Here is a 14,845-nt window from a genome sequence, read left to right on the forward strand (position 1 = left end):
GAGTTCCGGTCAGCGTCTGATCTAGTTAAGTGGTAGTAGCTGAGGTTATTACATCAGTACCGGGTATATCGACGATGTTTCGTCGAGAGAGTTATAGAAGATTTGATGCATACACACAGCGACAGACTCCGGTCTGCCAACTTCTGGAAAACCTACTTCCAGACCCCAGCAAAATCCAACATCGGTTCAAAACTGATGTCCTTCAAGTTTTATCGTTTGACCTTCCTTCATTCGAACACAACTTCTTGGAAACTTCAGGATGCGTTGGCTAAGTGTGCCTGTTTCATGCAATTGCAGCATTTAGCGCCTATACTCAAATAAAGATTTATCAGTTTAGCCAAAGTAGGCTAAGCTGAAAACAGAGTTCAGTATCCTAGTGGGTACACGAACAGAAACCGATCGGATTTACCGATCATTTGAAAAAAGCCACCTAAAGTGGCAACCAAGTAAAAGAAAGAGGCTACACATGTCACAGATCGTTACCGGTACCGTTAAATGGTTCAATGATGAAAAAGGATTTGGTTTTATCCAGCAGGAAAACGGACCGGATGTTTTCGTACACTTCCGTGCTATTAATGGCAATGGTCGTCGTACACTGCACGAAAACCAGCAGGTTACTTTCGAAGTGACTCAGGGCCAGAAGGGTCCTCAGGCTGAGAACGTAACTGTACTCTGATTCGCGCAGATTCAGCAGACAGTAACAGTGGGCGCTTGCGCCCACTGTTTATTTCTAGACCCTACCGAATACCTCCTCAATAGCTCCTAGCCCGTTATTTAGTGCGATACTAATGGCTCGGCATCCTTTTCTTCTATTGACGCTTTTTTCAGACAAGCCAGTAAGGCTTTTTCCAGTGCTTGCGCATCTAGCGCTTGTTCACTTAAACATTCAATGCGTGAATCACGGCGCCAAGGTAGGGGTTCTACTTCGATCTGATCCCGTACCCGGTTGTAGCTGATCCAGCTTGCTCCTAAATTGATTGCAGCCTTAACGCGATACACAGCATTTAACTGCGCTAGGCAGTCTTGCAAACATTCGTAGTCAAAGTGGTCATCGGCGTGAAAAATCCATCCATATGAAAACACCTCTGTTGTCTGCGCATGTTTGGCGAGAGGTTGCTGTGGCTGAGGCGTAGCTTCCTGTTTTAATGGACGAAATAAACTGGGCTGAGGGATATAGCCTTCCAGGGCATCCAATGCAGCGGCGATGGCCTGTGCAGAGCTCTGTTGCGAGTGCGCGCTTGAAGTGTTTGGGTGACAATTTTCGGGCTGTGCTTCTAGATCTAAGGCGGTTAACGGGAGGTGGCCTCGCTCAATTCTGAATACTGCTTGTTTGGGAGGGAACATCTGTTCCGATAGGCTCATGGCTTCTTCACAGAGGGCTTCAGAGCTCAGGTCACAGCGATTGAGAACAATCGCATCCGCTACATGGAGTTGCTCCAAAAAGGTCGGATGCTGCAGCGTGCGAGTGTCCTCCAGCACCGCTGGATCCAGCAAGCAAAGAATGCTGCGAATCTCCAAGACATCCTTAAAGGCTTCATTCTGTAAGGCTTCTATTAAACCTGCGGCATGTCCAAATCCACTGGGTTCGATCAGCAGTCGATCCGGTTTGGCGCGGCGTAACAGCATTGCGAGGGTAATGGTCAAGGAGGGGCCGAGTGCACAGCAAAAACATCCTCCTGCCAGCTCACGAATCTGCACATCATCACCTTGATCTGCGATCAGAGCGGAATCAATGCCGATCTGACCAAACTCATTAATCAGCAGTGCCCAGCGTTCATCTTTAGGTTTTTGTGCCAATAAAGAGTTCATGACTGTGGTTTTGCCGCTGCCGAGAAAGCCGGTGATGATATGTGTAGGGATCTGCTTTAGAGGCGCTGATTTCACAAGTTAATCCTTTGTTATAAAATAACATTTATACGTATCACTCTAGCCTTAAGCAAGTCGTGATCAAGGAAATTTAGCTCAATACCCGCAAACCTGAGCAGTGTTTGTGGATCTTGAGATCCTTTATCATGGCGCAAACGATAAGATGGAGTTAAAGAGGATGGCACGTTTTCTGTTTCTGGTTGGTTCGGTCTATGGCAACAGTAGTTCGGTTGCGGAGGAATGCTCAGAGTGGTTGCGCAGCCGTGGACATGCGGCTGAGGTGTTTAATACCGCCAGCTTACAAGATCTGGCATCCGACCCAGAAGCCATATTGATGGTCTGTACCTCAACCACAGGTGATGGTGAGTTACCGGACAATATCTATCCGCTTTACCAGGCTTTACGCGAAGAGTTTCCTCTGATGCCGGAGCGGCGTTATGCAGTGATTGCTTTGGGAGACAGCTCTTATGAGCGTTTTGCGGATGCTGGTAAACAGATGGACGAGCTGCTCACCGAGTTGCAAGCGCGTCGCATCGGTGAGCCGCTCTTTGTGGATGCCTGTGAAACGGCTGATCCTGAAGGGGAGGCGCTGGCTTGGTTAAAAGAGTGGATGGCCGAGCTGGAGGCTTAAGGGCGTAGAGACTACACCCTTAGCGTCTTAGCGTCTTAGCGTCTCAGAAAGCCTTTCTTCTGTAAAAAGGGCAGCATATGTGGGCGTGCTTCTTTCACCAGCATGCCCGAGATCTGCTCACTCCAGCTCATCTCTTTATTATTACCTGTGCGCTGGCGATAGTAAGTCCGCACCTCTTCGTCATAAGCCTGAATGGCCGCACGATCGTCTTGATCCGAATAACGTTCCTGTTTGAGAACAACCGAAACCGGTAAGCGTGGCTTCACTTCTGGATTTTGGTCGGGGTAACCCAAGCAGAGGCCAAAAACAGGATAGACCAGTTCTGGCAGCTCCAGCAGTTCACTGACACGCTCAATCTGATTGCGTAAGCCACCGATATAAACAGCCCCCAGTCCGAGTGATTCAGCGGCAATCACTAGATTCTGTGCAAAGAGGCCACAATCGAGTGATGCGGTTAAAAACTGCTCGGTAAAACCACTGAGCATATCGGCTTGATGCAGATCACAGGCTAATTGATGACGATGCATATCGGCACAAAAAACCAGAAAAACGGGAGCGCTGGCCACATAGGCCTGATGACCCGAACATTCAGCCAGTTGTGCGCGGGTGTCTGGATTTTGGATTTGAATGACCGTGCACGCCTGGATAAAACTCGAGGTTGCTGCGGCTTGTCCCGCTTCTATCAGGGTGTTGATCACCTCGGCGGGTAGGGGCTCGGCGGTGAATTTGCGAATGGAACGGTGTTGTTTCAATAAATCAATGATTGGATTCATCAGAGGTCCTGGAGTTTTCATCGCATCAAATTTTTGACAGCCTGCGCCAGTGCAGGAGCTATTTCAATGGCATTACTGATATGTGGGATGGATTCAGAGGTCAGAACTTGGGCTTGCTGACTCAGACGCTCATAGGCATCACCGGCAAACAGGCCATGGACACCGATCGCCGTGGCTGAGTTGAGTCCTTGGTCTTGTAAGTGTGTCAGGGTTTCCAGCAGTGTGCGCCCACTGGAGATAATGTCATCCACTAAGACGGCATCATAGCCCGCATAGGCCTCCAATTCTGGTGTTGAGATATCGACCTGGTAATCACCATGACGCTGTTTTTCCAGGATCTGATAGGGTGCTTGCGCAAGACGTGCGACTTCGCTGACCCATTGTTCACTTTCACTATCGGGGCCTATCAGCAAGGGTTGCTTCAGGTGTGTGTGAATCCAGTGCGCGATCAGGGGGGCCGCACTGACCACCTCTGTTGGGATGGAGTAGATCTCGGATAACGAGTGATAACGGTGCAGATGCGGATCGAGCGTGACTAATGCATCCACATGGCTAGAGAGTAAGCGAGCAAAAGGACGTGAACTGACGCATTCTCCAGCTTGAAAACGCTTATCCTGACGCATATAAGCTAAATAGGGCGTGACTAGGATGACTTGAGTCGCACCCAACTCTTTTAAGGTATCAGCGAGAAACAACAGGCGCAGGATCTTTTCATCTGGATGAAATAGATTGCAAAAGAGAATGCAGGGGCGCTCAAGCTGTTCATCCAGCACGCGTAGGTAGGTTTCTCCATCCGGAAAGTGGCGTATTTCCAGGCTGCCAATCTCGGCATTTAAGGCCTGAGCCAATTGAGCGGCCAGTGCGCTATCCGAGTCGAGGTTATACACCAGAGGTTTCATTCGACGTTATCCTCAATAGGGTTGCAGGCATGGATGCGGATGATATGAGGGTGTTCCTGCAGAAAATCAACCGCATAGTTCAACTCCCCGGCACTTTCGGCATGGATGGTGAGGAGTGGCATACTCTCTTCGACACGATCGCCGAGTTTAACGTGAATCTCAACCCCTGCCGCAGGATCGGCTGGTGCACCGGCCAGTTTGGCAATTTTAGCCAGTTGGCGATTGTCGATTTCCACCACCAGGCCTTGATGATGAGCGATCAAAGCATAACGATAGGGGGCTAGAGGGGGTGTCTTTAATCCACCTTGTGCCGAACAAATGGCCATAAACTTGTTCCAAGCGGCTCCAGATTCCAGCATCTTCAAGGCTAAGGTTTTACCTTCGCCGGGTTTCAGGGGTTGTACCATCTCTAACATGGCCGCTGCTAAACACACGGCACGCTGCTTTAAATCCTCGGGCGCATCAGGGTGGTTTTGTAAAACACTGAGCAGATCGCGGGCTTCCAGCGCCGGGCCAATGCCGCGGCCAACCGGCTGGCGACCATCGGTACACAAGATGCGCAGATGAAGGCCTAAGCGTTCGGCGACCGATAAAAAACTGCGGCTGAGTTTGTCCGCCGCTTCTTGGCTGCGGACCTTGGCGGTGGGGCCGACCGGAATATCAATCAGTACATGGGTTGCGCCGGCCGCAATTTTTTTAGATAGAACGGACGCGATGAGCTGGCCTTCGCTGTCAATATCCAGTGCGCGTTCTACTTGGATCAGCAAGTCATCCGCTGGGCTGAGTTTCACTGATCCTCCCCAGGCGAGACAGCCGCCGACCCGTCCGACCACGTCGCGCATCTCATCTAAGGAAAGACTCACTTGCGTTAAGGTTTCCATAGTGTCGGCGGTGCCAGCAGGTGAGGTGATCGCTCTTGAGGAGGTTTTCGGTACGGTCAAACCACAGGCGGTGAGAATCGAAATCACGATTGGGGTCGTGCGATTACCGGGTAAGCCACCGACACAGTGCTTATCTAAAACGATCGGAAGTTGCCAGTCGATGCGGCTACCGGAGTCCACCATGGCTTGGGTTAAAGAGGTGATCTCATCGTCATCAAGCTTGTCATCACCGCAGGCGGTAATAAACGCGGCGAGTTGTACTTCGGAATAGCGGCCTTCGACAATATCATGAATGATCTCCTGAAAAGCTTCAGGCTTCAGGTGATGCCCAAAGACCTTTGCTCGCACATGCGACATGGATTGCACGGGTTTAGGATGTGATAACCAAATCGGCGCATCCGTCTCGATACCAAAGCGCAGCCAGGCAGCTTCGGAAAATCCGACTTCATCTTCTTTCAACAGATCACTGGTGATGATGTTTAAGGAGGCAATGATATGTTTGTCATCGGTACTGGTCGCCAGAATACGTGACAGGCTTTCAAAGCCCTCGGAGCGGCAGACTGGACTGTCGGCGCGCAGGTAGAGGGTCGGTTCGTGATGGGTATCTATCCCTAAGCGCCTTGCACGCAACGGAGCCATGCGTTCTGGAATGAAAATCATGAGGGGCATCCTCTCGTTGGACAGCAAGTCTCTATTTTTTAATCTTAGTTTTAGTCTAAGGAAACTTCCGCTTTGAGGCGAGTCCTATACATCATTCATCCGAATCTACGGGCGCGTCCTAGATAGCCCTGAGGGTGCCTTTGCACAAACCAACTGCTAGAATCGCGCAAAGCCGAGATTGCTGACAGGAAAAAATAGAATTATGGAACGTCGTTACCGATTGGTGTTGTCTTGTCCCGACCGTGTTGGCATCGTGTCGATGGTCAGTAACTTTATTTCGAGTCATGGTGGCTCAATTGCGGATGCGAATCAGCATTCTGATCCTGGCTCAGGCTATTTTTTTATGCGTGTCGAAATCAGTGCCGCGACGCTACCCTTTACCTTAGATCAACTGAAAGAAGCCTTTGCACCGATTGGTCATTCGTTCCAGATGGAGTGGGATATTACAGACTCCAACCGTCCTAAGCGTGTGATCTTGATGGCGAGCCGGGAGTCGCACTGTTTAGCGGATCTTCTCTATCGTTATCACAGTGAAGAGTTATTCTGTGAAATTCCTTGTGTGATCTCTAACCATGACAAGCTACGCAGTATGGTGGAGTGGCATGGCATTCCCTATTACCACCTGGCCGTGGATCCTGCCAATAAACAACCGCACTTTGAACAGGTGGAAAGTCTGATTGCTGAGCATCAAGCCGATGTAGTTGTGTTGGCGCGTTATATGCAGATTTTGCCGCCCAAATTGTGTGATCACTATCCGCATCGCATCATTAATATACATCACAGTTTCTTACCCTCCTTTGCCGGTGCCAAGCCCTATCATCAGGCTCATGAGCGTGGTGTGAAATTGATTGGTGCCACTTGCCACTATGTTACTCAGGATCTTGATGCCGGCCCGATTATTGATCAGGATGTCACACGTATTAGTCATCGCGATCATCCTGAAGATATGGTGCGTTTAGGACGTGATGTTGAAAAGTCGGTGTTGGCGCGCGGCTTACGTTGGCATCTGGAAGATCGTGTTTTGGTGCATGGCAACAAAACAGTGGTTTTTGCTTAAATCTAAATACGGGTGGTGCGTCTAGACAGCGGAAAAAATACGCTACACTCTAAGCAAGAACCCAAAATAATAAGAGCAGTCAGCGCTTAGTGATCTGCTCAAACGGCAAACAAAGGAGAGGACCATGCTGAGATCTGTGAAAGCTCAGGATTATATGGCAACCAAGCTGGTGACCTTTAAACCCACTACCGATCTGTTTGTAGCGATTAATGCATTGCGCGAATATAACCTTTCCGGTACGCCGGTCGTGGACGATGAGGGTTCTCTGGTCGGAATCTTGTCCGAGGTGGATTGCTTGCGCGCCATATTGAGCCAGACCTATCATGAACAGGAAATGGGCAGTGGGGGGCATGTGGGTGATTTTATGACGGCAAACGTTGATACAGTTCCACATGATGCCGATATTATTGCTGTGTCCAGTATGTTCATTGAAAGAGGGCGGCGCAGCCTGCCTGTTGTTAAAGCAGGTAAGTTGGTGGGCATGATTACCCGTAGTGATGTTTTAAGAGCGGTAGAAGACTTTGCAAAAGATGGTTAATCGGCAAGATAGATGGGTAGAAATGGCCAGGCGGTTTGAGGTGAAAACATGAACGACTGGCCTGAAATGCCTATCCAGGTGTTGCCCTCTTTAATACGGCGCCTCGGAACTGACGAGGCGTTGTTGCTTTCAGTGTTACACCAGTATGCCGGCTATCATGCGCTGGGCACTCAAGAGCCGCCTGAATGCGTATTGGCATTGAATCAGTGGCGGGCTTTAGCGGATTTCTGGGATGAAAATAAGCACTGGGCGATTGCGCAGAGCTTGGTACGTCAACAGGTCTTAAGGCTTGAGCAGCACTCAGGGCGGGTGCGTTTTACACTCTTGTCTTGGCCTATTACCGACACAACACCCACGGCTGCGACTTTACCGGTCTACTCCGCACCGCCACCGAGTCGTCATCCGCCATTACAACCCGAGCCTCGCCCTACACCCAGTGCAACCCTATCTGCGCGTGGGCCGGCTCCGACTTTTGGTGGGCATTCGGGTTGGCGTCATCAGAAGGACGAGTTGCAGGCTCTGTTTGATGAGCATGAGCAGCGCAATCGACGTATGCTTGCCATGCACCTAGGTTGGCAGCCTTCTACAATGTTCTTTGAACTCCTGCCTCGACATGCGATCCCTGAAAGTTTTGCGCGGGAATGTCTGGATGAGTTTGTGCTCTACTGGATGGATCAAGATAAGCGTGAAAGCAACTGGGACCAGAAGTTTCTCGGTTGGGTTAAACGAGAGTGGGTAAAGCGTCAAGCACGTGAAGCTCGAGAGCAGCGATTCGAAACATCTAATACGATGAGTAAAACGGATGAAAACACCCGACGAGATACTCGCGAAAACCGAAAACGGGTTACCGCGGCCATCATGGATATCAAGGACACCGACTGGTAAGGCGCATTCGGCGCAGCCCCGTTCTTCATCTCAAGGCCTTTCCGAATCCACCAAAACGCTGGTGAATATGATCTTTGCCCGCTTTATGGCAATTTATGGGCATAAGTTTAAAAGTTGTTTTGAAACGCAAGATGAATTGCGTCTGGCTAAGCGGGAGTGGGCTTTGAGCCTAGAGGGCTTTAGTGAAGCTGAGTTGGTCAGCGCAGTGAATCGCTGTAAAGATAGCCTAGCTTGGATGCCAAGTATTGCTGAGTTCCTGGCGTTATTGCGTGAGCAGCGCGGTGAGCTGGGCCTGCCGAGTGCTCACCAAGCCTATCGTGAGGCGTGTTTACATGCAGAGCATCCAAGTCAGCATCGCTGGAGCCACCCGATTGTGTATCTGGCGGGTAAGGAAACGGGCTGGTTTGAGCTGCGCGGTGAAGATGAGGCTCAGGTGTTTCCACAGTTTGATTATGTGTATCAACTGTTGGTGCAGCGCGTTCAGCAGGGAGAGGAGATTGAGATGCCCCTGCCAAAGGCCTTGCCTGATCAGCGTGAAGTCACCGTGGCGCGCTTTATTCAGGCCTTTGCGCAGACCCATGGTCTGGCCGATGACGTAGCGGCCAGTTTATTGTATTACTTGACTAAACCCTTGGGGAGTCGAGTACGTGAACGCTTGCATCAGCAGGCGCAAACCCAGGCGGAGGCACTGGGTTTGAAGTTGCTCTTACCCAAGCAGGTCGATTCAGTGAGCTGAGGTCGGTTGTAAAAAGGCACCAATCGCACTGCTCAGCACTTGACTGCGCTGCGGGTCACGAAAGCTGGCCAGAATTAAACTGCGCAGCTTTGGCAGAAACATGAGATCGGTGAGTACTCGATTAAAGCCCAGCTGACCGGCTTTGCCCGCGGCAAGGCGCTCCAGAAACAACTGGAGAGTGCTGGGTTCCTGCAGGCTTTGGGTGCAGCGCGTCCCCAGCGCCAGAATCACCTCAGGCTCCAGTGCATAGTCTGAGTGCAACACGGCTTCAATCAGCTTTTGTTTGAGCGGCAGCTCGCGAGCGTTAGACAGTCCTCGTAACAGAGCGGCAATCACCTCGGGTAAGGCATGCGCCTGCATCTGCTGATCCAAGCACTGTTCCAGTGCTTGGAGGAGCTGAAAATCGGGCTCAACATGCTCAAGTTGGCGTGTCAGCATCTGCAAAGGCTCTGCTGGCAGCTGGGGTAAAATTCGGCAGAGGTGATCGAGATGGCTGGATTGATCTAGTCGCGCAAGATAGTCAGCGATGCCTTGCAGGCCCAGATCTGGCCAGGTGTCTAAAGGCAATTGGCCGCTTAAATAATCCTCTACCCTTTCGTAATACACGGATGCTGGGTTGGCCAGTATGCGTGTGGCTTGCGCATGAAAAGCCGCCATTTTTTCCGGATCAGGGGTAAATGCAAAGGGGTTGTCTTTTAAAGCATCGTCTTGCGCCTCAGCCGCCAGCGCATTTTGCAAGATACGATTGACCAGATCATCACGAGCGGCCTGGATGAGGTAGCCTTGTTCATCCAGAGGTAATTTCAAGAACCAGATCATGCTTTGCTGTTTATCTTTGCTATTCCAAAGGAGCAGGCCGACCCAGGCTTGATGCAGAAAGGGTAGGGGGTAGGGGCATTGGTGCTGTTCAACCTGACGGAAAATGTCGGTCGAAAGCTTGCTCACACGTCGTCCCATATCAAAGAAGCGTAAGCGATTATCTTGGTGTTGCAGCAGATCGGTCAGCAATCTTTCCATTCTTAGCTCCTGGCTGCTTTCAGAGTGTCGGCGATGAGGAAGGCTAGCTCCAGTGCTTGATCAGCGTTCAGACGTGGGTCGCAATGCGTATGGTAACGATCCGCAAGATGAGCTTCCGTGATGCAAAAAGCCCCACCAATACATTCGGTCACGGCATCGCCGGTCATCTCAAAATGAACACCGCCAGCGTAAGTGCCTTCGGCTTTATGCACCTCAAAGAAACCTTTCATCTCTTTTAAAATGGCGTCCACACTACGTGTTTTATAGCCATTCGCGGCTTTGATGATATTGCCATGCATGGGATCACAGCTCCAAACCACGGGGTGGCCGGAGGCCTGTACGCCACGCACTAGAGGTGCTAGGTACTCTCCTACCTTTTCAGCGCCCATGCGTGCAATCAGTGTGATGCGGCCTGGGATACGGGTTGGATTGAGCTGATCTAGCAGCTTCAGTAGGGCCTCTATTTCGGCGCTTGGCCCAATCTTGATGCCGATCGGATTATGTACGCCACGCAGAAACTCGACATGGGCGTGTTCGGGATCACGTGTGCGATCGCCGATCCAAAGCATATGCGCAGAACAATCGAACCAATCCCCGGTAAGGCTATCTTGGCGTGTTAAGGGCTCCTCGTAGTTCAGCAGTAGCGCTTCATGTGATGTGTATAGGCTGGTTTCATGCAGTTGCGGGGTGTTACTGGCATTGATCCCACAGGCTTCGATAAAAGCAAGTGCCTGGTCGATTTGATCGGCAAGCTGCTGATATTTTTCACCCTGAGGGCTCTTGGCTACGAAGCCCCGGTTCCACTGATGCACCTGATGCAGATCTGCAAAACCACCGGCTGCAAAAGCACGCAGCAAATTTAAAGTGGCAGCAGATTGATGGTAAGCCTTGAGCATACGCTGGGGATCGGGCTGGCGTGCCGCATCGGTAAAAGCGATGTCATTAATAATGTCGCCACGGTAGCTCGGTAGCTCAATACCGTTTTGTACTTCCGTGCCTGCCGATCGGGGTTTAGCAAATTGGCCGGCAATACGACCAATTTTGACCACAGGGCTTTGGCCTGCAAAGGTCATGACCACCGCCATCTGCAGGAGCACTTGAAAGGCGTTACGGATTTTGTTGGCATTGAACTCTAAAAAACTTTCAGCACAATCCCCGCCTTGGAGTAGAAAGGCTTGGCCTTGAGCCACGCGTCCCAGTTGTTGAGTGAGTTCGCGAATTTCACCGGCAAAGACCAAGGGTGGCATCTGTTTAAGTTGCGCCTCTACATGGGCCAAAGCTTCAAGATCTGGGTAGGTGGGTTGCTGCAAAGCGGTTTTCTGCCGCCAGCTTTCTGGACTCCAGTTATGCATACTTCATCTTCTGTCTATGAAATCAAAACAGCAGAGTGTACGGCATCGACTCAGAGAAACAAGGTTTCAGGCGCTCTTGATGCCGGAGAGATTGCGGAAGGTGATTTCACGGGCGGTATTAAGAAAATCGACCATGAACTCGGCATGGCGTTGTTCTTCACGTAGCGCCGCATAGAGAGTGCACCAGAGCCCCTTCTCACCGAGGGGGCGTGCCGCAATGTAGTCCCTTTCTAAATACTCGTGAATTGCCCAATTGGGCAAGGCCGAAACGCCACGGCCACTGGCCACCAATTGCATGATCATCATCGTGAGTTCTGAGGTGCGAATCTGTTTCGGCTCTATGCCGACGGGATCGAGAAAACGGGTGAAAACATCCAGGCGTGATTGTTCGACGGGATAGGTGATCAACGTTTCTTGTTTAAGATCTTGAGGTTGAACAAATTTACGTGCGACCAGTGGATGCTGGCGACCCATGGCTAATACGGATTCATAGCTAAACAGAGGGATGTAATCGATGCCACTGCGTGGTTCGGGGTCGGAGGTGATGACCAGATCCAGATCACCGCGCGCCAGTGCGGGTAGGGGTTGGAAGCTAAAGCCGGTGGAAAGATCCATCTCCACTTCAGGCCAGTGCTGACGAAAATGGTCAATGGTCGGCATCAGCCAATCAAAACAGCTGTGACATTCAATACAGATATTCAAACGCCCGGCTTCACCCCCAGCGAGTCGGGCGATATCACGCTCGGCACTGCGGATCATTGGTAGGAGTTCATCGGCAAGCGTCAAGAGTCGTTGACCGGCGCTAGTAAAACAGATGGGTTTGGTTTTGCGAATAAATAAGGAGCAGTTCAGGCGGTCTTCCAGATCTTTGATCTGATGAGAGAGGGCTGATTGTGTCAGGTGAACACGTTCAGCGGCATCGACCAAGCTGCCTGCATCACGCAAGGCGGCTAGGGTTTTTAAATGACGAAGTTCAACCATAGACCTCTCCGTTGCGCGCGTATGTCGGCTCGGTTCATGCCAATGACCCCAGAGCGTTACACTGGGAACGCTCTGAAGTATAACGACTGCTTGGCATTTGCTCTAGCGGCGAATGATCAGATCTTGCAGTAAAAACTCGATGAGCGCTTTCTGTGCGTGTAAACGGTTTTCGGCTTCAGGGAAGCAAACACAACGTGGATCATCCAGCATATCTTCGCTGACCTCTTCACCACGATGTGCAGGCAGGCAATGCATAAACAGAGCGTCTTGGGTGGCGAGGTCCATCAGCGCGGGGCTGACTTGGTAGCCACGGAATTCACGAATACGCTCGCGCTGTTCTTTTTCCTGCCCCATAGACGCCCAGACATCCGTCACGACCAGATCGGCCTGGCGCACGGCTTCTTCCGGGCTTTCAACCAGGCTGACACGATCGGCATTACGCGCGACCAGATCGGCGCGGGGTTCAAACCCTTCAGGGCACGCGATGTTGAGGCGGAAATCAAACTGACGCGCGGCGTTGATGTAGGAGTGGCACATATTGTTACCATCACCGACCCAAGCAACCGTTTTACCCTGAATGCTGCCACGCAGCTCTTGGAAGGTCTGCATATCGGCTAACAGTTGGCAGGGGTGAAAGTCATCCGTCAGGGCGTTGATGACGGGCACGCTGGAGTGAGCGGCAAAGGTTTCCACGGTGCTATGGCTGAAGGTGCGAATCATCACGATGTCAACCATGGAAGAGATCACGCGTGCACTGTCTTCAATGGGTTCCCCGCGCCCTAGCTGGGTGTCGCGTGGAGAAAGAAACATGGCGTGACCGCCAAACTGTGCCATACCGGCTTCAAAGGAGACGCGGGTGCGTGTAGACGCCTTTTCAAAAATCATGGCCATGACACGATTTTTAAAAGGTTCGTAGACTTCACCGGCATTGCGCATCGCTTTCAATTGAATTGCACGTTGCAAGAGTTGTTGAAGTTCAGCCGGAGTGAAATCCAACAACGTCAGAAAATGTCTTGTACTCATAATTTAAGCCGGCTGCAGAGCAGCCGGTTCCAGAGGTCAATAATTGTCAGAGGGTGTTCCGGGATCACTGATCCTGTTCGACACCGGCATAGATCCGGATGAGTCGGGAAACCGTGTTAACCATGAGGTCGGCCTCGTTCTGGCTCATGATTAGCGGAGGTAACAGACGCACCACGCGACCGCCTCCGGTGATGTTCAGCAGGACACCTTTTACCTTGGCTAAAACGGCCAGTTCGGTGCCTGCTTCACGCAGCTCGATTCCAATCATCAAGCCTTGACCGCGAACTTCTTTGACCAGCTCAACATCGGCCAGCTGAATACGGAAGCTGTCCATGATGTACTGGCCTAATGAAGCCGCATGTTCACATAATTTATCCTGCTCTAACGTGTTCATCACGGCCAGAGCGGTGGCGCATGCCAGAGGGTTACCTCCGAAAGTTGTGCCGTGGTTACCCGGGCCAAAGACTTCAGCTGCTACACCGCGGGCCAAACAGGCTCCGATCGGGAAACCATTGCCTAAGCCTTTTGCGGTCGTCACAACATCCGGCATGATATCAGTGTGCTGATACGCAAAGTAACGACCGGTACGACCATTGCCGGTTTGTACTTCATCCAGCATCAATAGCCAACCTTTTTCGTCACAGATTTGACGTAACGCTTCTAAGTAACCGGGTTTGGGTACATGAATGCCGCCTTCACCCTGAATCGGTTCGACAAAAATAGCAACAATATCGGGGTTGTTGGCAGCGATCTGGCGGATGGCTTCAAGATCATCAAAGGGTGCACGCACAAAACCACTGACTAGAGGTTCAAAACCCGCCTGAATGGCACGGTTTCCGGTGGCGCTCAGCGTGGCCAGAGTACGACCATGGAAGGAGTTTTCCATCACAATAATCGCCGGTTTGTCTATGCCACGGTTATGACCATGACGTCTCGCGAGCTTGATTGCCGCTTCGTTTGCTTCTGCACCCGAGTTGCAAATAAAGCTGTTATCCATGCCGGACACTTCGTGCAGTTTGGCGGCCAGTTCTTGTTGCAGAGGAATGGTATAGAGGTTAGAGCAATGCATCAGTTTGCCGGCCTGCTCGCAGATGGCGCGTGTCACGGTAGGATGAGCGTGACCTAAACCTGTCACCGCAATACCACTGAGAGCATCCAGATACCTGTTGCCATCAGTGTCATAAAGCCAAGCACCTTCACCGTAAGCAAAGGCTACGGAGAGGCGATTATATGTGTTCATCAGAGGTGGCATTGCCATGCTGCTTCTCTCCCTACAACGCAAAAAGGCAGCCAGAGCTGCCAGAAAAGGGGTCATTCTAGGGACTGTCTGTGGGTTTGGCAATGCTTTCTTCACGGCTCATTTGCAGGTCGGGTTCGTGGCTCAGGTGCGTGGTTCAGATGCACGGCCGTGGCTTGCCGGTTTGTCTTTTTCTTTTGGCGCGGAGCTTTTCAAGTTTTTCGCAGATTTTTCAGGTTTTCAGGTATCTGACCTTTTTGCTAGGGTATGTTAAACTGCGTCGCACGTTTTTTATCAACCCCGAATAAT

Annotated in this window: 16 protein-coding genes; 7 read left to right on the forward strand and 9 right to left on the reverse strand. The window is 51.2% G+C overall.

Annotation, left to right across the window (positions count from 1 at the left end; genetic code table 11):
- Positions 1–466: 466 nt before the first annotated feature.
- Entirely contained in the window at positions 467–676 is a 210-nt protein-coding gene (locus tag E1H14_RS05940; RefSeq protein ID WP_149390543.1) for a cold-shock protein, read from the forward strand.
- Positions 677–774: 98 nt separating this feature from the next.
- Here E1H14_RS05940 and E1H14_RS05945 read toward each other — a convergent pair whose 3' ends face one another.
- A complete protein-coding gene (locus tag E1H14_RS05945; RefSeq protein ID WP_149390544.1) occupies positions 775–1,884 on the reverse strand; it encodes a CobW family GTP-binding protein in 1,110 nt (369 codons plus the stop codon).
- A 160-nt stretch (positions 1,885–2,044) separates the two neighbouring features.
- Here E1H14_RS05945 and E1H14_RS05950 point away from each other — a divergent pair, with 160 nt between their 5' ends.
- Positions 2,045–2,497, forward strand: a complete 453-nt coding sequence (locus tag E1H14_RS05950) for a flavodoxin (RefSeq protein WP_149390545.1) — start codon at positions 2,045–2,047, stop codon at positions 2,495–2,497.
- 35 nt (positions 2,498–2,532) lie between these two features.
- Here the strand turns inward: E1H14_RS05950 and nfsA are convergent, their stop codons facing one another.
- Genes nfsA through E1H14_RS05965 form a run of 3 tightly spaced genes read right to left on the reverse strand, consistent with a single transcriptional unit; the run spans position 2,533 to position 5,710 of the window.
- Complete coding sequence (nfsA, locus tag E1H14_RS05955; RefSeq protein ID WP_149390546.1) at positions 2,533–3,270, reverse strand: oxygen-insensitive NADPH nitroreductase; 738 nt, start codon at positions 3,268–3,270, stop codon at positions 2,533–2,535.
- A 17-nt stretch (positions 3,271–3,287) separates the two neighbouring features.
- The gene (locus tag E1H14_RS05960) at positions 3,288–4,169 is read right to left on the reverse strand and encodes a ribose-phosphate pyrophosphokinase (protein ID WP_149390547.1); all 882 of its coding nucleotides are present in this window, start codon (positions 4,167–4,169) and stop codon (positions 3,288–3,290) included.
- On the reverse strand, positions 4,166–5,710 hold the full coding sequence (locus tag E1H14_RS05965; RefSeq protein WP_149390548.1) for a thymidine phosphorylase family protein: 1,545 nt from the start codon (positions 5,708–5,710) through the stop codon (positions 4,166–4,168). The genes E1H14_RS05960 and E1H14_RS05965 overlap by 4 nt, the downstream gene beginning before the upstream one ends.
- A 202-nt stretch (positions 5,711–5,912) precedes the next feature.
- Here E1H14_RS05965 and purU point away from each other — a divergent pair, with 202 nt between their 5' ends.
- The 4 genes from purU to E1H14_RS05985 all read left to right on the forward strand — a co-directional run bounded on the left by purU (position 5,913) and on the right by E1H14_RS05985 (position 8,926).
- Positions 5,913–6,767 carry a formyltetrahydrofolate deformylase gene (gene purU / locus E1H14_RS05970; protein WP_149390549.1) on the forward strand — a complete coding sequence of 285 codons (855 nt, stop codon included), beginning with the start codon at positions 5,913–5,915 and terminating at the stop codon, positions 6,765–6,767.
- Between the two features lie 124 nt (positions 6,768–6,891).
- Positions 6,892–7,305, forward strand: a complete 414-nt coding sequence (locus E1H14_RS05975) for a CBS domain-containing protein (RefSeq protein WP_149390550.1) — start codon at positions 6,892–6,894, stop codon at positions 7,303–7,305.
- 48 nt (positions 7,306–7,353) lie between these two features.
- A complete protein-coding gene (locus E1H14_RS05980; RefSeq protein WP_149390551.1) occupies positions 7,354–8,190 on the forward strand; it encodes a DnaT-like ssDNA-binding domain-containing protein in 837 nt (278 codons plus the stop codon).
- A gap of 67 nt (positions 8,191–8,257) precedes the next feature.
- Positions 8,258–8,926 (forward strand): replication protein P, encoded by a 669-nt coding sequence (locus E1H14_RS05985; RefSeq protein WP_149390552.1) that lies wholly within the window; start codon positions 8,258–8,260, stop codon positions 8,924–8,926.
- Here E1H14_RS05985 and E1H14_RS05990 read toward each other — a convergent pair.
- From E1H14_RS05990 to E1H14_RS06010, 5 genes are all read right to left on the reverse strand, one after another.
- The gene (locus E1H14_RS05990) at positions 8,915–9,943 is read right to left on the reverse strand and encodes a DUF3549 family protein (protein ID WP_149390553.1); all 1,029 of its coding nucleotides are present in this window, start codon (positions 9,941–9,943) and stop codon (positions 8,915–8,917) included. The genes E1H14_RS05985 and E1H14_RS05990 overlap by 12 nt on opposite strands.
- Positions 9,944–9,945: 2 nt before the next feature.
- Positions 9,946–11,295 carry a class II 3-deoxy-7-phosphoheptulonate synthase gene (locus tag E1H14_RS05995; RefSeq protein ID WP_149390554.1) on the reverse strand — a complete coding sequence of 450 codons (1,350 nt, stop codon included), beginning with the start codon at positions 11,293–11,295 and terminating at the stop codon, positions 9,946–9,948.
- 66 nt (positions 11,296–11,361) lie between these two features.
- A complete protein-coding gene (locus tag E1H14_RS06000; protein ID WP_149390555.1) occupies positions 11,362–12,276 on the reverse strand; it encodes a LysR family transcriptional regulator in 915 nt (304 codons plus the stop codon).
- Between the two features lie 102 nt (positions 12,277–12,378).
- Positions 12,379–13,299 carry an ornithine carbamoyltransferase gene (gene argF / locus E1H14_RS06005; RefSeq protein ID WP_149390556.1) on the reverse strand — a complete coding sequence of 307 codons (921 nt, stop codon included), beginning with the start codon at positions 13,297–13,299 and terminating at the stop codon, positions 12,379–12,381.
- A gap of 64 nt (positions 13,300–13,363) precedes the next feature.
- Positions 13,364–14,557, reverse strand: coding sequence for an aspartate aminotransferase family protein (locus E1H14_RS06010; RefSeq protein WP_149390557.1), 1,194 nt, complete (start codon positions 14,555–14,557; stop codon positions 13,364–13,366).
- On the opposite strand from E1H14_RS06010, the gene E1H14_RS06015 reads away from it, so the two are divergent.
- A complete protein-coding gene (locus E1H14_RS06015; protein WP_149390558.1) occupies positions 14,556–14,810 on the forward strand; it encodes a hypothetical protein in 255 nt (84 codons plus the stop codon). The genes E1H14_RS06010 and E1H14_RS06015 overlap by 2 nt on opposite strands.
- Positions 14,811–14,845 lie beyond the last annotated feature (35 nt).

Origin of the sequence: Nitrincola tapanii (assembly GCF_008368715.1) — a bacterium.
Lineage (GTDB): Bacteria > Pseudomonadota > Gammaproteobacteria > Pseudomonadales > Balneatricaceae > Nitrincola > Nitrincola tapanii.

What these genes read in the sequence shown, in the direction of transcription:
- nfsA (WP_149390546.1), bottom strand. Translation starts at nt 3,270, where the DNA reads ATGAATCCAATCATTGATTTATTGAAACAACACCGTTCCATTCGCAAA.
- E1H14_RS05980 (WP_149390551.1), top strand. Translation starts at nt 7,354, where the DNA reads ATGAACGACTGGCCTGAAATGCCTATCCAGGTGTTGCCCTCTTTAATA.
- E1H14_RS05975 (WP_149390550.1), top strand. Translation starts at nt 6,892, where the DNA reads ATGCTGAGATCTGTGAAAGCTCAGGATTATATGGCAACCAAGCTGGTG.
- E1H14_RS05985 (WP_149390552.1), top strand. Translation starts at nt 8,258, where the DNA reads ATGATCTTTGCCCGCTTTATGGCAATTTATGGGCATAAGTTTAAAAGT.
- E1H14_RS05950 (WP_149390545.1), top strand. Translation starts at nt 2,045, where the DNA reads ATGGCACGTTTTCTGTTTCTGGTTGGTTCGGTCTATGGCAACAGTAGT.
- E1H14_RS06015 (WP_149390558.1), top strand. Translation starts at nt 14,556, where the DNA reads ATGCTGCTTCTCTCCCTACAACGCAAAAAGGCAGCCAGAGCTGCCAGA.
- E1H14_RS06010 (WP_149390557.1), bottom strand. Translation starts at nt 14,557, where the DNA reads ATGGCAATGCCACCTCTGATGAACACATATAATCGCCTCTCCGTAGCC.
- E1H14_RS06000 (WP_149390555.1), bottom strand. Translation starts at nt 12,276, where the DNA reads ATGGTTGAACTTCGTCATTTAAAAACCCTAGCCGCCTTGCGTGATGCA.
- purU (WP_149390549.1), top strand. Translation starts at nt 5,913, where the DNA reads ATGGAACGTCGTTACCGATTGGTGTTGTCTTGTCCCGACCGTGTTGGC.
- E1H14_RS05995 (WP_149390554.1), bottom strand. Translation starts at nt 11,295, where the DNA reads ATGCATAACTGGAGTCCAGAAAGCTGGCGGCAGAAAACCGCTTTGCAG.
- E1H14_RS05990 (WP_149390553.1), bottom strand. Translation starts at nt 9,943, where the DNA reads ATGGAAAGATTGCTGACCGATCTGCTGCAACACCAAGATAATCGCTTA.
- E1H14_RS05965 (WP_149390548.1), bottom strand. Translation starts at nt 5,710, where the DNA reads ATGATTTTCATTCCAGAACGCATGGCTCCGTTGCGTGCAAGGCGCTTA.
- E1H14_RS05940 (WP_149390543.1), top strand. Translation starts at nt 467, where the DNA reads ATGTCACAGATCGTTACCGGTACCGTTAAATGGTTCAATGATGAAAAA.
- E1H14_RS05960 (WP_149390547.1), bottom strand. Translation starts at nt 4,169, where the DNA reads ATGAAACCTCTGGTGTATAACCTCGACTCGGATAGCGCACTGGCCGCT.
- argF (WP_149390556.1), bottom strand. Translation starts at nt 13,299, where the DNA reads ATGAGTACAAGACATTTTCTGACGTTGTTGGATTTCACTCCGGCTGAA.